The sequence below is a fragment of the Herbiconiux sp. FW305-C-125 genome (assembly GCF_058783455.1).
This window is the reverse complement of sequence record NZ_JBYSYO010000006.1, coordinates 288,031-303,498: the sequence shown is the minus strand read 5'-3', so window position 1 is coordinate 303,498 and position 15,468 is coordinate 288,031. Positions and strand designations below refer to the sequence as shown.

7 protein-coding genes are annotated in these 15,468 nt (G+C 71.6%); all 7 read right to left on the bottom strand.

Annotation, left to right across the window (positions count from 1 at the left end; all coding sequences use genetic code 11):
* Positions 1-2,736 (bottom strand): type VII secretion EssC family protein (locus AC3WLB_RS16690; protein ID WP_492507874.1); only part of this gene is annotated, 2,736 nt, incomplete at its 3' end.
* Between the two features lie 11 nt (positions 2,737-2,747).
* The gene (locus AC3WLB_RS16685; RefSeq protein WP_492507884.1) at positions 2,748-2,960 is read right to left on the bottom strand and encodes a hypothetical protein; all 213 of its coding nucleotides are present in this window, start codon (positions 2,958-2,960) and stop codon (positions 2,748-2,750) included.
* A complete protein-coding gene (locus AC3WLB_RS16680; RefSeq protein WP_492507872.1) occupies positions 2,957-4,276 on the bottom strand; it encodes an RDD family protein in 1,320 nt (439 codons plus the stop codon). Before AC3WLB_RS16680 ends, AC3WLB_RS16685 begins: the two co-directional genes overlap by 4 nt.
* Positions 4,273-6,687 carry a transglutaminase TgpA family protein gene (locus tag AC3WLB_RS16675; protein ID WP_492507870.1) on the bottom strand — a complete coding sequence of 805 codons (2,415 nt, stop codon included), beginning with the start codon at positions 6,685-6,687 and terminating at the stop codon, positions 4,273-4,275. The genes AC3WLB_RS16680 and AC3WLB_RS16675 overlap by 4 nt, the downstream gene beginning before the upstream one ends.
* Positions 6,687-8,084: a DUF58 domain-containing protein gene (locus AC3WLB_RS16670; RefSeq protein WP_492507868.1), complete on the bottom strand. Its 1,398-nt coding sequence runs from the start codon at positions 8,082-8,084 to the stop codon at positions 6,687-6,689. Before AC3WLB_RS16670 ends, AC3WLB_RS16675 begins: the two co-directional genes overlap by 1 nt.
* Positions 8,084-9,055: an AAA family ATPase gene (locus AC3WLB_RS16665; RefSeq protein WP_492507866.1), complete on the bottom strand. Its 972-nt coding sequence runs from the start codon at positions 9,053-9,055 to the stop codon at positions 8,084-8,086. The genes AC3WLB_RS16670 and AC3WLB_RS16665 overlap by 1 nt, the downstream gene beginning before the upstream one ends.
* 52 nt (positions 9,056-9,107) lie before the next feature.
* A complete protein-coding gene (locus AC3WLB_RS16660) occupies positions 9,108-15,176 on the bottom strand; it encodes an Ig-like domain-containing protein (protein ID WP_492507864.1) in 6,069 nt (2,022 codons plus the stop codon).
* Positions 15,177-15,468: the final 292 nt, after the last annotated feature.

The following is a 15,468-nucleotide window of genomic DNA, read 5'->3' as shown; positions in this document are numbered from 1 at the left end:
GCCGAGGATGTCGCTGGAGTCGTCGGCGTCGGCCATCCGGAGCGCGATGCGCAGGTTGGTGTTGGCGCGCAGGTTGTCCTTGATGACACCGGCTGGCCGCTGGGTGGCGAGGATCAGGTGGAGGCCGAGCGAGCGACCGCGCTGCGCGACATCCACGACGCCGTCGACGAACTCGGGCACTTCCTGCACGAGCGCCGCGAACTCGTCGACCACGATGAGGAGGCTCGGCGGGGTCTCGGGGTCGCCCGTCTTCTCGAGGCTCACCAGGTCTTTCGCCTTCTTGCGGTTGAGTAGGTGCTCGCGGTAGCGGAGCTCGGCGCGGAGGCTCGTGAGCGCCCGGCGCACCAGGTGCGGCGAGAGGTCGGTGACGAGGCCGACGGTGTGCGGCAGCCCGACGCAGTCGGCGAAGGCCGCGCCGCCCTTGTAGTCGACGAAGAGGAAGGTGGCGCGGTCGGGGCTGTGCGCGGCCGCCATGCCGAGCACCCACGACTGCAGGAACTCGCTCTTGCCGGCACCGGTCGTGCCGCCGACGAGGGCGTGCGGCCCCTGGTTGCGGATGTCGAGGTAGAACGGCTCGGTGCCCGAATGCCCCACCAGGGCGCGGAGCGACCCCTCCTTCTTGCGGCGCACCAGCGGGCCGCCGGAGCGGTCGGCGATGGAGTTGCTCTCGCGCCAGCGGTCGATCACGGCCTCGGGCACCTCGGCGAGCTCGGTGCCGACGAGCGAGAGGTAGGAGACCGAGCGGGGCAGGTCGGAGTCGTCGTCGATCGGGGCTCCCACGTCGACCACGGGGGAGAGGCGGCGGGCGAGGCGGTGCGCCGTCTCGGCGTCGACGGTCTCGCAGACGAGCGGGAAGGTGTGCTCGCCGAGGCGCACCTGGCCGGAGGTCGCACCGGTCGTGCCCGTCGCGGCGGCGGCCACGGCGGGTGAGGCCGGAGCCCCGGGACCGTTCGGAACGGCGGATGCGGCAGATGCGCCGACGCCGGCTGCGCCGAGCACGCCCGGTTGGTCGGCGTCGACGCTCACGAAGCTGCGGCAGGCGGCCGGGAGGTCGTCGATGACGGGCGCTGACCAGACGACGTGCACGTTCGCATCCGCTCCCCGTTCCACCAGTCGGGTGAGGCGGCCGCGGTCGAGGGGTGCGTCGTTCTCGATGACGACGAGCACCGCCGGCACGAGGGGCGGCGGGAGCTCCTCGCCGTCGGCCTTGCGGGTGAGGTCGATCGCGCCGCGGAGGCTCGGTGCCCCGGCGGTGCGCGAGGAGATGAGCTCTTCGAGCCGGGCGAGCAGGGCGGCACCCGAGCCGGGGTTGTCGGAGAGGTGGTCGCCGGCGATCGGGCTGTGCGGCGAGCTGGTGTGCGGCAGCCACTCGAGCCACTCCCAGGTGCCGCGCGAGCTCGGCGAGACGAGGGCGCAGACCGCCAGTTCGGCCGGCGAGTGCAGCCCCACGAGCTGCGTCACCACGCCCCGGGCCACACCGTGCCTGCTGGCCGGGCCTTCGCCGCCGGCGCCCGCGATGCCGAGTGCCCCGGCCGAGCGGAAGTCGACCACGGTCGGCACCCCGTCGATGCGCGAGAAGCGGTCGGCCACCTCCTCGACCTGGGCCCAGTACTCCGGCAGGGCGTCGTTGGAGTTCGGCAGCGTGATCTTGTCGCGGCTCGCGCCGGTGCCGAGGCCGAGCCGGGCGGTGAGGAAGGCGGCGTGCTCGGGGCGGTGCGTCCAGAGCAGGCGGCCGAGACGGTGCGCCTCGTCGAGGGTCGCGGCGACCGCGGGCGCCTCGGTGAGCCGCACCGCGCGCTGCACCCGCTGCTTCTCGTGCTGGGAGTGCACGAACGCGTCGAGCGAGGCGGTGAACTGCTTGATCGCGTCGCGCAGCTGCCGTCGCGTCTGGATCTTGTGGTCGGCCCAGGTGCCGATCATGATGATCGGGCTCAGCGCGATGAAGATGAGGCTGAGCGCCGAGCCGGTGGCGAGGAAGAGGATGGGGCCCATCAGGAGCGGCGCCGCCAGCGCCACCAGGGGGAAGCGGATGGGCTGCGGCTGCTTCGGCGGAACCGGCGCCGGGAACTCGCTCCCCGGGTAGCGGGCCACGACGCGCGGCGACCGGTTGAACTCGATGACGGGGGTGGAGGGCGCCGCGCCGCCGAGCCGCTGCAGCGGGACGATGCTGATGGCGGTGTCGCCGAGCACCACGACGTCGGCCGAGGTGAGCAGGGTGCGCGACACCTGCTCACCGCCCATCAGGAGGCCGTTGGCCGACTTCATGTCGATGATCTCGACGTGCTCGCCGATGTTGATGCGCGCGTGCCGCTTCGAGACCAGCCCGTCGGAGAGCCGCACGTCGATGCCGCGCTCGCGGCCGATGTAGCTCGAGCCGAACGGGAGCGGGAACTCGGCGCCCGCATCCGGCCCGCTGAGCACGCGCAGGGTGGCGGCCGCCGGCCCGGTGTGCCCGGCGCTGAAGCCGGCGCTGTGCTGGGCGACCTCGAGCACCGAGCCCGAGCGCACGCCGGAGTCGAGCAGGTTCGAGCTGGGGTCGAGCGCGCGGGCCTCGCCGTTCGCGCCGGTGACCTGCAGTGTGAGCGCGGCCGGCGGGGTCGCGTTCTGGCCGGCGCGCTGCGGGTCGCCGAGGTAGATCGCCTCGGCGATGTCGGCGACGCTCGCCGTGGCGTCGGCCGTGATCTGGAGGTTGCTGGTGCTGCCGCCGGGGCGTTTCAGGGTGGCTTTGATGCGCATGCTGGCTCGGTCTACCGGTCGTCGGCGTCGTCGTGGGGGGCGTCGAGAAGCGGCAGGTCGGCCTTGGTGACGAGGCGCGACAGCACCGCGTACTCCACGAGGCGCGCCCGCCGGTTGGCGAGCAGCGAGTCCTCGTTGGCGCGCCGACGCAGCCCGGTGTGGGTCGCACTGCCCACCGCCAGGCGCAGCTCGCTCGAGGCGATTCCGTCGCGGTCGCCGCTCATCCGGCCTCCACCGCGATCAGCCGGGTGCCGAGTCGCACCCGGTCGCCCGGGAGCACCGCGATCCGCTCACCCGGATCGAGCGGATACTCGGCGCCGTCGCCGCGCACGATGGCCGACCCGTTGGTCGACCCCCGGTCGCTCACCCAGACCGCGCCGTCGTCGACCCCGAACTCGAGGTGCGTCTTCGACACCGAGAGCGTGTCGCCCGTGAGCGCCACGATGAGGTCGGAGGGGTCGCCGCCCGGCGATACCGGGTCGCGCCCGATGACACCGTGCCGGGTGATCGGGATGCCCTCGCCCGTGTCGAGCCGGAACACCGTCGTCCCCGCTGTGCCGGGCACCCGCCCGGAGTCGCTCAGCCGCGTGCTCTCGAACTCCGCCTCGGCGGCCAGCTGCTCAGGGGTGATCGTGGGCTGGGGCGCGAAGCCCGGCACCGACGAGATCGGCTCGGCGAGCGGCTCCGGCGCAAAGGTGACGGCAGGCGGGGGAGCGGGCGCGGCGGACGGAGCACCGGCGGGTGCGCCGGCCGGATGCGCGGGGCCGGCCGGCGCCGCATCCGACGGCCCGTAGGCAGCGGCCGGTGCCGCCGCCCAGAACGCCGGGTCGAGCACGAGCTGCCCGGGCAGCGCCTTCAGCGGGTTCGGCCCCGCCTTCACGTCGATCACCCAGGTGCGGGCCGCCTTGTCGTGCCAGCCGCGCCCGCGCTTCTGGTCGTCCCACAGCGGCGAGAGGTACACCACGTACTGTCCGAGGCCGGCCACGAGCGACGCGGCGCCGATGACGAGGCCGCGCACGATCATCCAGCCGAGCCCGGCCCGGCCGAGCGTGCGCGCGCTCACGATGCGGAGCCCCATGATGAGCTTGCCGAGCGAGAAGCCGAGGAACGACTGCAGCACCAGGTTCGCCAGCGGGTAGACGAGGGCGACCACGAGCAGCAGCACGGCGCCCGGGCCGCTCACGCCGATGCGCCCGTTGCCCGCCACCACGGGCACGACGCCGAGGCTGATCAGCGGCACGCACACCACGAGCCAGAGCACGAGCCCGAAGACGCCGTCGAGGAGGAACGCCACGACCCGGCGGCCGTAGTTCGAGGGCACCATGTCGGCGTAGCCGATGGGTGCCGCCACCGGTGCCGGGCGCCAGCCGTCGATCACCGCGCCGTCGTGGCCGGCGGCGGGCGCCTGCCCGCCCACCTGGCCGAGCGCGCTCGATTGGCTGCGGGAGGACACCGGGGTGCCGCAGACGAGGCAGAACTGCGCGTTGCGCGGAACGGCCGAACCGCACTGCACGCACGGGAAGGTACTGGCGTCGGTCACGGGCGGCCTCCTCGTCGCGGGCGTCGGCGGAAGAACGAGCGCAACGACCAGGCCGCTGCGAAGCGCTTCCACCACGTCGTCGACGCCGCCATGTTCTTGACCACGACGTCGACCTCCGTCCAATACTGCTCGACTTCCTGCTCCGACGGATCGCCGGGGCCGAAGACACTCGTGTCGGCCCGCGTCGCGACATCGACGACGGGTGCCTGCGGATAGGCGGTCGCGAGGGCGAGGGCGGTGGCGCGGCGGGTCTCGCCGGCGGGGATCGGAGTGCCGAGGTCGCCGGCGCGGTCGACGATCTCGTCCCAGCCGCCGCTCACCCGGTCGGCCGTGCGCTCCGCCCGGCGCCGCTTGTTTCGGCGGCGCAGCTTCAGCAGCACGATCGTGAGCAGCGGCCCGAACACGAGCACGAGCAGCAGCAGGATGCCGCCGCCCACCAAGAAGATCGGCCCGAAGTCGAAGCCGTCCTTGTCGACGTCGTCCTGGTCGGTATCCTGGGTGCGGATGTCCGGCGGCAGTTCGGCCGGCTCCTGCGGCGGGGGCGGCGGCTGCAGCACCTGCGCCTTGGGGTCGGACTTCGGCTTCGGCGCCTCCTCGAGCGGAACCTGGTCCTCGGGCGGCGTCGGGTCGAACGCCACCCAGCCGGCGCCGTCGAACGGCACCTCCACCCAGGCGTGCAGCTGGTCGCCGGTGATGTCGTAGGTGGCGTCGGTGCCCTCGTACTCGTCGGGGTAGAAGCCCATCACCACGCGGGCGGGCATGCCGAGCGAGCGCACCATGAGCGCCATCGTCACCGCGTACTGCTCGTCGTCGCCCACCATCTGCTTGGCGCTCAGCATGCTCGCGATGCGCTCGGCGCCGTGCCCCGCGCGGGAGACAGCCTCACCCTCGAGACCGTGGCTGAAGAAGCCGTTCTGGCTGAGCCCGGAGGCGAGGTTGCGCACCTGCTCGATGGGGGTGTCGGCGTCGCCGAGGTACTCGTTGGCGAGGGAGGAGATGTCGTCGGGCACCCCGGTCGCCCGCGGCACCTGGATGTTCGACACCTTGCGATCGGCGAGCTGCTCGTCGTTCAGGCGCGGCGGGATGACCGTGCCCACGGTGTAGCTGTCGCCGTCGGTGATGCCGACCGTGTCGAGCGCGACGCCGGTGGCCGCGTTGTAGTGCAGTGCGTCCTTCAGGTCTTTCGCCCGGTCGCCGGTGAACTCGAACGAGTCGAGGTAGCCGGCACCCGGAAGCCAGACGCCGTCGAGGCCGGTCATCGTGAACGAGAGGGTGGCGGGGTCGCCCTCGACGTCGTTGGCGATGTCGTCGCTCACCCGCACGAAGGTGCCGGAGCCGCTCGAGCCGTCGCCGGCGACGTTGTAGACGATGCCGTCGTAGGCGTCGAGCGTGGCGAGGCGGATGCGCGCGTCGTCGGGCAGGCCGGTGACGGTGAAGAGGGAGTCTTCTTTGAAGTCGCGCACGAAGGTGCGGTAGCCCACCAGCGGGCTGGCGTAGTCGTGCAGGTCGAGCGGCGGAACGATCTGGTCGCGCAGCACCTCCCGCGCGGAGGCCGGTACGAGCACGCCGCCCACCACGAAGCCGAGGCCGAGCGAGGCGACGACGAGACCGGCACCGAGTGCGAGGCGGGTGCTGCGCAGCTTCTTCGCGGCCTCCGGGTCGACCGAGCCCGAGGCGGCCAGCCCGCCGCCGCTGCCGACCGCGGTGCCGGCGGCGGCGATGGTGCGGGCTTCGTGGCGGCGCCACGCCAGCCACACCAGGGCGATGCCGGCGAAGGCGAGGCCCTGGGCCACCGGGAAGGCGGCCTCGCGGGTGCCGAACGCGATGGCGGTCACGAACAGTGCGGCGGTGGGCAGCAGAGCCCAGGCGGCGCGGCCCGGCCGTAGGCGGATGGCGAAGCTCGTGGCCAGCACCGCCGCCACGAGCGAGGACAGGTAGGGCACCACGAGCACGGCGGGGAAGGCCCCCACCGGTGTCACCAGAGTGAGCACGTCCTTCCATGAGAACACGACGCCCAGCACGAGCTGGCGCACGGTCTCGAGGGTGGGGATGACGCCGAACAGGGTCGTGTCCGGCGTGGCGAGCGGGCCGCCGAACAGGAGGTACACCAGCACCGTGAGGGCGGCGACGATGACGATGTTCCAGCGCATCCGCCAGCCGGCGAAGGCGATCAGGATGCCGAGGAGGATGCCGCCGATGCCGGCCACGAGGTAGCCGATGCCGCCGAAGGCCGGGCCGAAGCCGAGCACGGCCACGATCATGAGCACCGCGATCACCCCGGCGTCGATCAGCAGCGACGAGAGCGGGCGGCCGTTCGACGGGCGCGGCGGGAAGAGGGGCGTCGGGGTGCGCGCCGGGCCGGAGCCGGCGGCGGCTGCCGCGGCGGCGGCTGCGGTTCTGCGTTCGCTCATCAGCTGTTCGCCCTCCGCAGGGCCAGCGGGAAGTCGGTGAGCTCGCCCACGGTGAGCAGGGTCAGCTCGCCGATCTGGCGCAGCGAGAGCGCGGCGCCGGGCCGGGCGCTCACGGCGATGACGCGTACGCCGAGCGGGATGTGCACGGTCGCCGCCTGGAGCTGCGACGGCGTCACGGTGCTGCCGAAGATGAGGATGGCCACCGACGCGTGCGGCACCGAGGTGCCGAGCGTCTTCGCCAGCTGCGCGATCGACTCGGTGCGGTCGACCCGCTCGACGCCGGAGAGCTCGTCGAGCAGGCGCCGGCCGGTGCCGGACTGCAGGGTCTCGCGCTGGGTGAGCACGGTGAGGTCGAACTCCTCGCGGATGGCTTCGATGCCGAGCGAACCGCAGATCGAGACGGCGAGCTCGAACTCCGCGTTCGGCCCCCCATTCTGCTCGACCGGGTCGAGGCCGTAGTCGGAGCGGTTCGTCGAGAGGCCGAGCGCCAGGTGGGAGCGCCGGGTCTCTTCGAACTGGCGCACCATGAGCTTGCCGGTGCGGGCCGAGGTCTTCCAGTGGATGTACCGGCGGTCGTCGCCCGGCACGTACTCGCGCAGAGCGTGGAACGACACGTCGTTGTCGGAGAGCACACGGCTCTCGATGCCCTCGAGGTCGCGCAGCACACCGGCCGCCGAGCCGCCGAGCGGAACGGTGCGCGGATGCACGTACAGGTCGACCGGGTCGGTCCACCGCAGCTCCCGCCGCATCAGCCCGAGCGGGTCGCCGCGCACCGAGCGCACCGGGCCCACCACGATCACCGAGCGGCGGCTGGTGGGGATGTTGAACAGGTCGTCGTGCTCGGCCTGTGGCGCGAGCCGGGGCAGCTGGAAGCTCGCGAACGCCGACCCGACGGGCAGCTCGATGCGGGCCGGCAGCAGCGGCCGGTTGGCGGTGTTGGTCACGGCGATGCGCCCCACGGCGCGCTCGCCGACCACCACCCGGTTGAGGGCGAGGTCGAGGCGCACGGCGTAGGCCGAGCGGCCGATCGCGAAGCCCACGGCGATGAGCAGGGCGGCGAGCAGCACGAAGCCGACCACCACGAGCTCCCGCCAGCCGAACGCGAACCCGGCCACCAATGCGGCGACGGTCGCCACCAGCACCGACCAGCCGAAGCCGGAGACCGTGCCGAACACCGGGCCGAGCACGCGCCCGGTGGTCTGGAGGGCAGGGCCGGCCACCTCGCCGACCGCCCGCCGTGCCGGGGCCGTGGCGGTGACGACTCGGGGCCATCCGCTCGTCTGCACCCAGCCCAGCGGGCGCGCGAAGGGCGCGCGAAGGCGGGTCGCGGAGGTCTTCGCCCGCTGCGCCCGCCTCGGTCGGGTGGGGCGCTGCGGCGTCTGCACGCCGGCGCTCATCAGGCCGGCTGCCTCGACTGCGGCGCGGCGACGTCGGCGAGCACCCGGGCCAGCACCTTCTCGGCGGTGGCGCCGGTGAACTCGGCCTCGGCGTCGAGCACGAAGCGGTGGGCCCAGACCGGTCCGGCGAGCTCCTTGATGTCGTCGGGCAGCACGAAGTGCCTGCCCTGCGAGGCGGCCCACACCTTGGCGGCGCGGATGAGCGCCATGGCGCCGCGCACCGACACGCCGAGGCGGGTCTCGGATGCGGTGCGGGTCTCCTCGGCGAGCTGCGCCGTGTAGCGCAGGATGGCCGGGTCGACGTGCGTTGTGCCCGCGAGATCGGCCATGTCGGCGACGGCCGAGGTGGTGATGACGGCCGAGAGCGTCGAGGAGGGGTTGCGGTTCGAGGAGCCGGCGAGGATCTGCTCGGCCGAGGCCAGGTCGGGGTAGCCGATGCTCGTCTTGATGAGGAAGCGGTCGAGCTGCGCCTCGGGCAGCCGGTAGGTGCCGGCCTGCTCGATGGGGTTCTGCGTGGCGATGACGAGGAAGGGGCGGCCCACCTCGTGGGTGACGCCGTCGACCGAGACGCGCGACTCCTCCATCACCTCGAGGAGCGCGGACTGGGTCTTCGGGCTCGCGCGGTTGATCTCGTCGGCCAGCACGATCGAGGCGAAGATCGGCCCCTTGTGGAAGTCGAACTTGTGGGTCTCCTGGTCGTAGATCGTCACACCGGTGACGTCGGAGGGCAGCAGGTCGGGCGTGAACTGGATGCGCTGGTGCGTGCCCTGCACGGTCGCCGCGATGGCCTTGGCGAGGCTGGTCTTGCCGGTGCCCGGGGCATCCTCGAGCAGCACGTGACCCTCGGCGATCATCGCCATGAGCGTCAGTCGCACGACGTGGTCCTTGCCCAGCACGGCCAGGCCCACGTTCTGCACGAGGCGGTCGAAGGTGCCGGCGAACCAGGTCGCCTGCTCGGGGGTCATCGTCATCGGGAGAGTCCTTCTCGGTGTCGGTGTGCGGGTCGGATGATCGGGGTCGGCGTCACCAGTTGACGTGGTTCGACTCGAAGGTGCCGTCGGGGCCGGAGGCCACCGCCCAGACCTGCTGGTTGGGGTAGCCCCAGTAGCCGCGGGTCTGCGAGACGTTGCCCGAGCCGTTCGTGGTCATGGTGAACGTGAGCCAGTCGCGGTTGTCCATGCTCGAGCGGTAGCGGATGGTGTACGTCGCGTTCGGCTTGCCGTCGCTGATCGAGATGTTCACGTAGCGGCAGGCGCTGCCGGCGCAGCCGGACTCGCCCTGCGCGTCGCCGCCCTTCGAGATCGACACCGAGGTGTTGATGGGCTCGGGGTCGGACGTTCCACAACGCTGCGGCGCCTCGGCCACGTTGTTGCGCGAGTCGACGGTGCGAGCGGTGAAGCACTTCTGTTCGCTGTAACCGGCCGGGACCTGAGTCGAGCCGCTGGCGGCGACTGGCTGCCAGCCGTTGCCGATATTGATTTCGACCCGGTAGTCGAGCCCGTTGCGCCCGGGATCCGACCAGAAGAACGACACCTGCCGGTCACCGCCGCGTGCATCCGTGCCCTTCGGCGCGAACGGCGCTCCGTATGGCGCGACCGAGTTGCTCTGCGCGCTGGCGGGACTGGTGTAGGTGGAGCCGTCGGCGCTCGTGACCGTCCGCACCTGCGCAGAGTACGTGCCGTTGTTGGCCGCGGGAACCGCTGTTCCGCTTCCGGCGAGCGGGCTCCAGCCGCCCCCGTTGAGCGAGTACTCGTACGACGCGGACGAGGCGCCGTTGCGGTTTCCCTCGGTGAAGGTCACCGTCACGGAGTTGTCGCCCTCGGTCAGACTGACCGCGGTAGGCGCATCCGGCGGGTTGAACGCCCGTCGCGGGGCGGACTTCGGCGATGGATCGCCGAGACCTGCCTTGTTCTTCGCTTGAACTGTGAACGTGTAGTCGGAGCCCACCGGCACTTCCACGGCGAGAGACGTGCCGGTCACGTCGATTTCGCGGTAGAGGGTGTCGCCCTGGTAGGTGGCCACTCGGTAACTCGAGATCGGGTCGCCGTTGGCGGCCGGGGCCGTCCAGCTCACGTTCATCTGGGTCTGGGCGCCCACCGAGTCGATGCGCGACGTGGTCGGGGCGGCCGGGGCGTCGGGGGCGCGGGCCGGGATCTCGGCAGCCGACCAGGCGCTGAAGTCGCTCGGCTCGGGCGCCTTGTTCACCGCCTGCACCCGCACCTGGTACGCGGTGCCGTTGGCGAGGCCCTCCCACACCAGCGAGTTGCCGGTGACGTTGTAGCGCGAAGCCGCGCCGCGCTCGGGTGCGGGCGAGATCTCGAGGTTGTACGAGATCACGGCCGAACCGTGCGTCGAGGGGGTGACCCAGGCCACCTTGAGGCTCTGGTCGCCGAACACCAGCGTCGGCGGCGCCGGCTGGTCGGGACGGGCATCCGGCCGCGCCACACCCGAGGAGGGCGACGGGTCGGAGACACCGACCGAGTTCGTGGCGGTGACCGTGAAGGTGTACTCCACGTCGTTGGTCAGCCCGTCGAGCGTGCAGGTGGTCGACGCACACGCCTTCGAGTAGCCGTTCTGGCTGGTCACCGTGTAGCCGGTGATCTCGGCGCCGTTGTTCACGGGCGGGGTCCACGAGAGCACCACCGTGCGGTCCTGGATGCTCGTGACCGTGGGGGTCGACGGCGCGTCGGGCCGGCCCTGCACGGTGACCCGGATGCGCGCGTCGGCCGAGCGGTCGGCCTCACCCGTCGCATCCTGCACCGTGTAGCGAACCACCATGGTGCCCACGAAGTCGCCGGCGGGCGTGACGTCGACCGAGCTGCCGTTCACGTTCGCCGACCCGGTGCCGGTCTCGATGGTGGCGCTCGTGATGGTGAGCGGGGTGTCGGGGAACGGGTTGTAGTCGTTCGCGAGCACCGGCACCGAGGCGGTGGTGCCCTGGTTCAGCTGCGGCACCACGTCGTCGGTGGCCGACGGCGGGTTGCGCGTGGTGGCGAGCACGTTGACCGTGACGTTGCCCCGAACCGGCGTGTTCGTGCCGTCGGAGACGTCGATCTCGAGGGTCGAGGTGTTGCGCGGCGCGTTCGGCGCGGCGGTCACGATCAGGTTCGTGCCGTCGATGCGCGCCGAGACGCCCTGCGCGGCTTCGCCGACGAGCGTGAAGCTCATCTTGTCGAGGTCGCCCTCATCGGGGTCGACGGTCTTCGCCTTGAGGTCGACCGTGGCCTCGCCGTCGCCGGCCGCGACATCCACGCTCGCCCCGACGAACGAGGGGGGCGTGTTGTAGTCGCTGATGACGGTGATCGGGATGACCAGGGTCGCCTTCTTGCCGGCCGGGTCGTCGGGGCCGGTGCCGTCGGTGACCTCGAAGCTCAGCGCATCCGGCCCGTCGTAGTGCGGCTTCGGCGTGTAGCGCATGGTGTTCTCGTCGACCACGAGGTCGTCGCCGTTCGAGTGCGACGCCGCGACCTTGGCCGCCTCGGTGATGCGCGGTGACTTGCCTTCGGCCACCAGCACGTAGTCGTCGAGCTCGACGTCGACGGTGTCGCCGTCGTTCACCACGATCGGCTCGATGCCGGGCTTCAGCACGGGCGGCAGGTCGTCGATGCCGGGCACCGTCACGAAGGCCGAGGCGGTCAGGCCGTCCTGGTCGGTGATCGTGTAGGTGATGATCTGCGGGGTCGGCAGCAGCTGCACCCGCAGCAGACCGTTTCCGATGGCCGACGCCGTGGCCTCCGTGGGCGCCACCGAGACGGTGAGGCCGTCGATGGTGCCGTCGGGGTCGTCGTCGTTCTCGCGCACGTCGATGTCGGCGAACGGCCGGTCGACCGCGTCGGAGACGGGCAGGATGTCGTCGCGGGCGATCGGGGCGGCGAGCGGCGCATCCGGATCGACGGTGAGCTGCAGGGTGCCGATCGAGGTTGCGTCCCACCGGTCGACGATCGTGTACTGGATGCTGTAGTCGCCCGGCGTCTGCGGCGCGGTCACGACGACGCGGCCGCCCTCGACCGTGGCGTCGACGCCGTCGGGCACCTCGAGGCCCGACTCGCGGATGGCGATCGGGTCGCCGTCGGGGTCGGTGTCGTTGGCCATCACGTCGACCGCGAGGGTGCGGCCGGGGCGGGCCGAGACGACGTCCTTCACCGCGTACGGCGCCTGGTTCGAGTCGCTGGCCGGGATGATGCCCACCAGGATGCTCGCGGTCGCCGTCGCGCCGAGCTTGTCCTTCACCCGGTAGGTGAAGGTGTCGGTGCCGATCGAATCGGGGTAGGCCTCGTAGACCAGCCAGGCCTCGCCGACCTCGGTGATGCGGCCCTTCGACGGTGCGGAGTCCTGGCCCACGAGCTGCACCGAGTCGCCATCGGGGTCGATGCCGTCGAGCGGGATCGGGATGCGCACGCTCGTGCCCTGCAGGGCACGGATGGTCACGTCCTGCGGCCGGGGCGGCGAGTTGGTGCCCTCATCGGGCGCGACGATGCGGATGGTGATGTAGCCCGCATCCTTCTGGCCCTGCGAGTCGACGGCCTCGTAGGTGGCGTAGACCGTCTTCGCCTCGGGGCCGGCCTTGAAGCGCACCACGTTCTCGGCCACGAAGATGTCGCCGTCGGCCGGGTCGGGCGTCTCGATCAGGGTCGGCGACAGGGTGATGGTGTCACCGTTCGGGTGGTGGTCGTTCGCGAGCACTGGGATGGTCACCACGTCGCCCGCGCGCACCGTGACGCTGTCGTCTTCGGCCACCGGCGGGAGCAGACGGTCGGGGGCGGGGATCGGGGTGACGAACACCTCGCCGCGCGCCGAGGCCACGCCGTTCGAGACCGTGTAGGTGATGGTGAGCGGGTCGTTCAGACCGCGGTCGGTGATGCGGAGGATCTCGTGCTCGAGCACCTCCACGCTCACGCCCGAGTTCTCGGGGACCTGCACCGACTGCACGGCCAGGATGCCGCCGTTCGGGTCGGTGTCGTTGGCCAGCACGTTCACCAGGGTCTTGCCGCCGGTGGGCAGCTGCGCGGTGTCGCGCACGGCGATGGGCGGGTCTTCGGTGTTCTTCGCCTCGACCACGTCGACGCGCACGAGGCCTTCGGCGGTCTTGGGCCCGTCGGAGACGAGGTACTGCACGTAGTACTGGCCCACAGCGGCGCAGGTGATGTCGAAGGTGCCCGTGGTGTAGTCGGGCTCGATCGTGCAACCGTCGACCGGGTTCACCTTGGCCAGGCGCAACGGCGCGCCGCTCGGGGAGAGGTCGTTCTCGAGCGGAGCGACAGTGGCACGTTCGCCGACCGTCGCCACCACGAGGTCGAGGTTCGTGATGGGCGCGAGCGATCCCGAGTCGCGCACGACGAAGCGCACCGTGCCCTCGGTCTCGGAGCGGCCGTCGGAGACCACGACCGTGACGTCCTTCGGCCCGGTGTCGGTCGAGATGCTGGTGAAGGTGATCATGCCGTCGGGCCGGAACTGCACCTGGTCGCCGCCGCCCGTGGAGGCGCTCTTGACGTACATGTCGTCGCCGTCGGGATCGGTGAAGTCCGGGATGACGTTGTGGGTCGTCGTCGCACCCACCTCGGTCAGCACGTCGCTCACCATCTTCTGCTTGGGCGGGCTGTTCTCGCTGTCGGAACGCACGGTGAGCTCCACGTTCGCCGTGTCGGTGCCGCCGCGCCCGTCATCCGCGGTGTAACTGAACCGCGCGGTGCCGGAGGCGTCGGGCGACACGATGATCTGCAGCGCCGCACCGTTCAGGATCCGCTGCACCTCGCCGATCGAGGGCTGCGCGCCGTCGATGCTCGCGGTCAGCACGTCGCCGTCGGGGTCGATGTCGTTGTCGAGCACGGGGAGGATGACGGTGCGGCCGGCCCGCACGCCGTAGTCGTCGTCGACGGCCTCGGGCGGGGTGTTCTCCTCGGTGCGGTCGGGGAGGAGGACCTGCAGCTCCTCCTCGGTGGAGTCCTCTTCGTCCTCGGAGTCGCTCTTGTCGGGCGGCGGGGCGATGTCGTCCCAGTTCTCGACCTTCTTCATGTCCTGGTTCACCAGGTACACCACACCCGTGGAGAGGTCGTTCAGCACGACCACGTCGCGGTTCACGCGGAAGCGCAGCTGCGCGTTCGCGGCGAGACCGTCGATGGTGGTCGCGACGTCGTTCGCGTCGCCGGTGCAGTCGCGCAGGTAGTTGCCGGAGGTCGACCAGGCGGCGTACGCGCATCCGTTGAGGAACACCGGAGCGGTGGGGTCGCCCGGCTCGCCGTCGCCCGCGGGCAGCACGGTGGCCTGGCCGCCGTCGAGTGGCTGCCGGATGAGCGAGCGGTCGGTGGCGATGAGCACGTCGCCGGATGCGGGGCCGACGGCCTGTGCCACCCCGCCCTTCGCGTCGTCGAGGGTGACCTGCTTGCCGCCGGGCAAGTAGACCGTGCCGGAGGTGGCGTCGAACACCACGGCCTGGTCGCCCACGGTGGTGAGGGTGAGCGCGGCGCCCTCCTTCACCTCGGGGAAGTCCTCGGTCTCGGGCTCTTCGGGGAGGGTGCCCGACTCGTCGGGCGTGAAGGTGAGCAGTTTGCCGGCGCTTGCCGAGAGGGCGTGCACGGTGCCGTCGACATCGGCGACGGCGGCGGCACCCCCGCCGAGTTCGGCGAGCGGATGCTCGGGGTCGATCACGAACGACCCCACCTGGCTCGCGGGGGTGGCGTAGAGGAACCCGGTCTCCCGGTCGACGAGGGTCACGGTCGAGCCGCCGAGCGACACCGCCGACTCGGGCGGCAGGATGACCGGCGCCTCGAGCGCGACGGTGATCGGGTTGACCGGGGTGAGGCTCGCGCCGGCCTGGTCGAGCAGGAGCACCGTGTCGTCGTTCTGCAGCACGTCGAACTCGGTCGACGAGGTGCGGAGGCCGCCGTCGATGACCTGCGCCGGGTAGTTGAGGTGCCCGAGCAGGAGGCCCGTGGGCTTCGTGACCCACACGCCGCCGTCGTTGAGTTCGACGTCGGCGGTCTGCACGCCCTCGTAGACGAAGGCCATGGTCGCGATGCCCACCGCGGTCGCAGTCAGCGCGGCGACGGACACACTTGTCGCTTTGTGGCGGCGGATGGCCTCGAACAGCCTCACGGAATCCCCTGCATCGTCAATGGTCAAACGGCGTCTGGGCAAGACTGAACGGGGTCACGCGGAAGCGGGCAGCACCGGATGACCTGCGGCACGCCCTTTCGGGTCGGACGTACCCCGTACAGGGGAATTCAAGCACGGTTGTCGACGACTGCCAAAACCGCAGCCCCCTTTTCGGGCGGGGACTTCTCCCCATTGCGCCCTCCTTGTGTGCAACAGCATGTTCCCCGTGGCACTTCGCGATTCCCGCCCGAGGATCTGCCCGGTTCGCCGGAAATGTAGCGTCTGCCTGCCC

Bases quoted from the DNA above. Each gene is read 5' to 3' on its own strand.
- AC3WLB_RS16685 (WP_492507884.1), bottom strand. From the start codon at position 2,960: ATGAGCGGCGACCGCGACGGAATCGCCTCGAGCGAGCTGCGCCTGGCG.
- AC3WLB_RS16675 (WP_492507870.1), bottom strand. From the start codon at position 6,687: ATGAGCGAACGCAGAACCGCAGCCGCCGCCGCGGCAGCCGCCGCCGGC.
- AC3WLB_RS16670 (WP_492507868.1), bottom strand. From the start codon at position 8,084: ATGAGCGCCGGCGTGCAGACGCCGCAGCGCCCCACCCGACCGAGGCGG.
- AC3WLB_RS16665 (WP_492507866.1), bottom strand. From the start codon at position 9,055: ATGACGATGACCCCCGAGCAGGCGACCTGGTTCGCCGGCACCTTCGAC.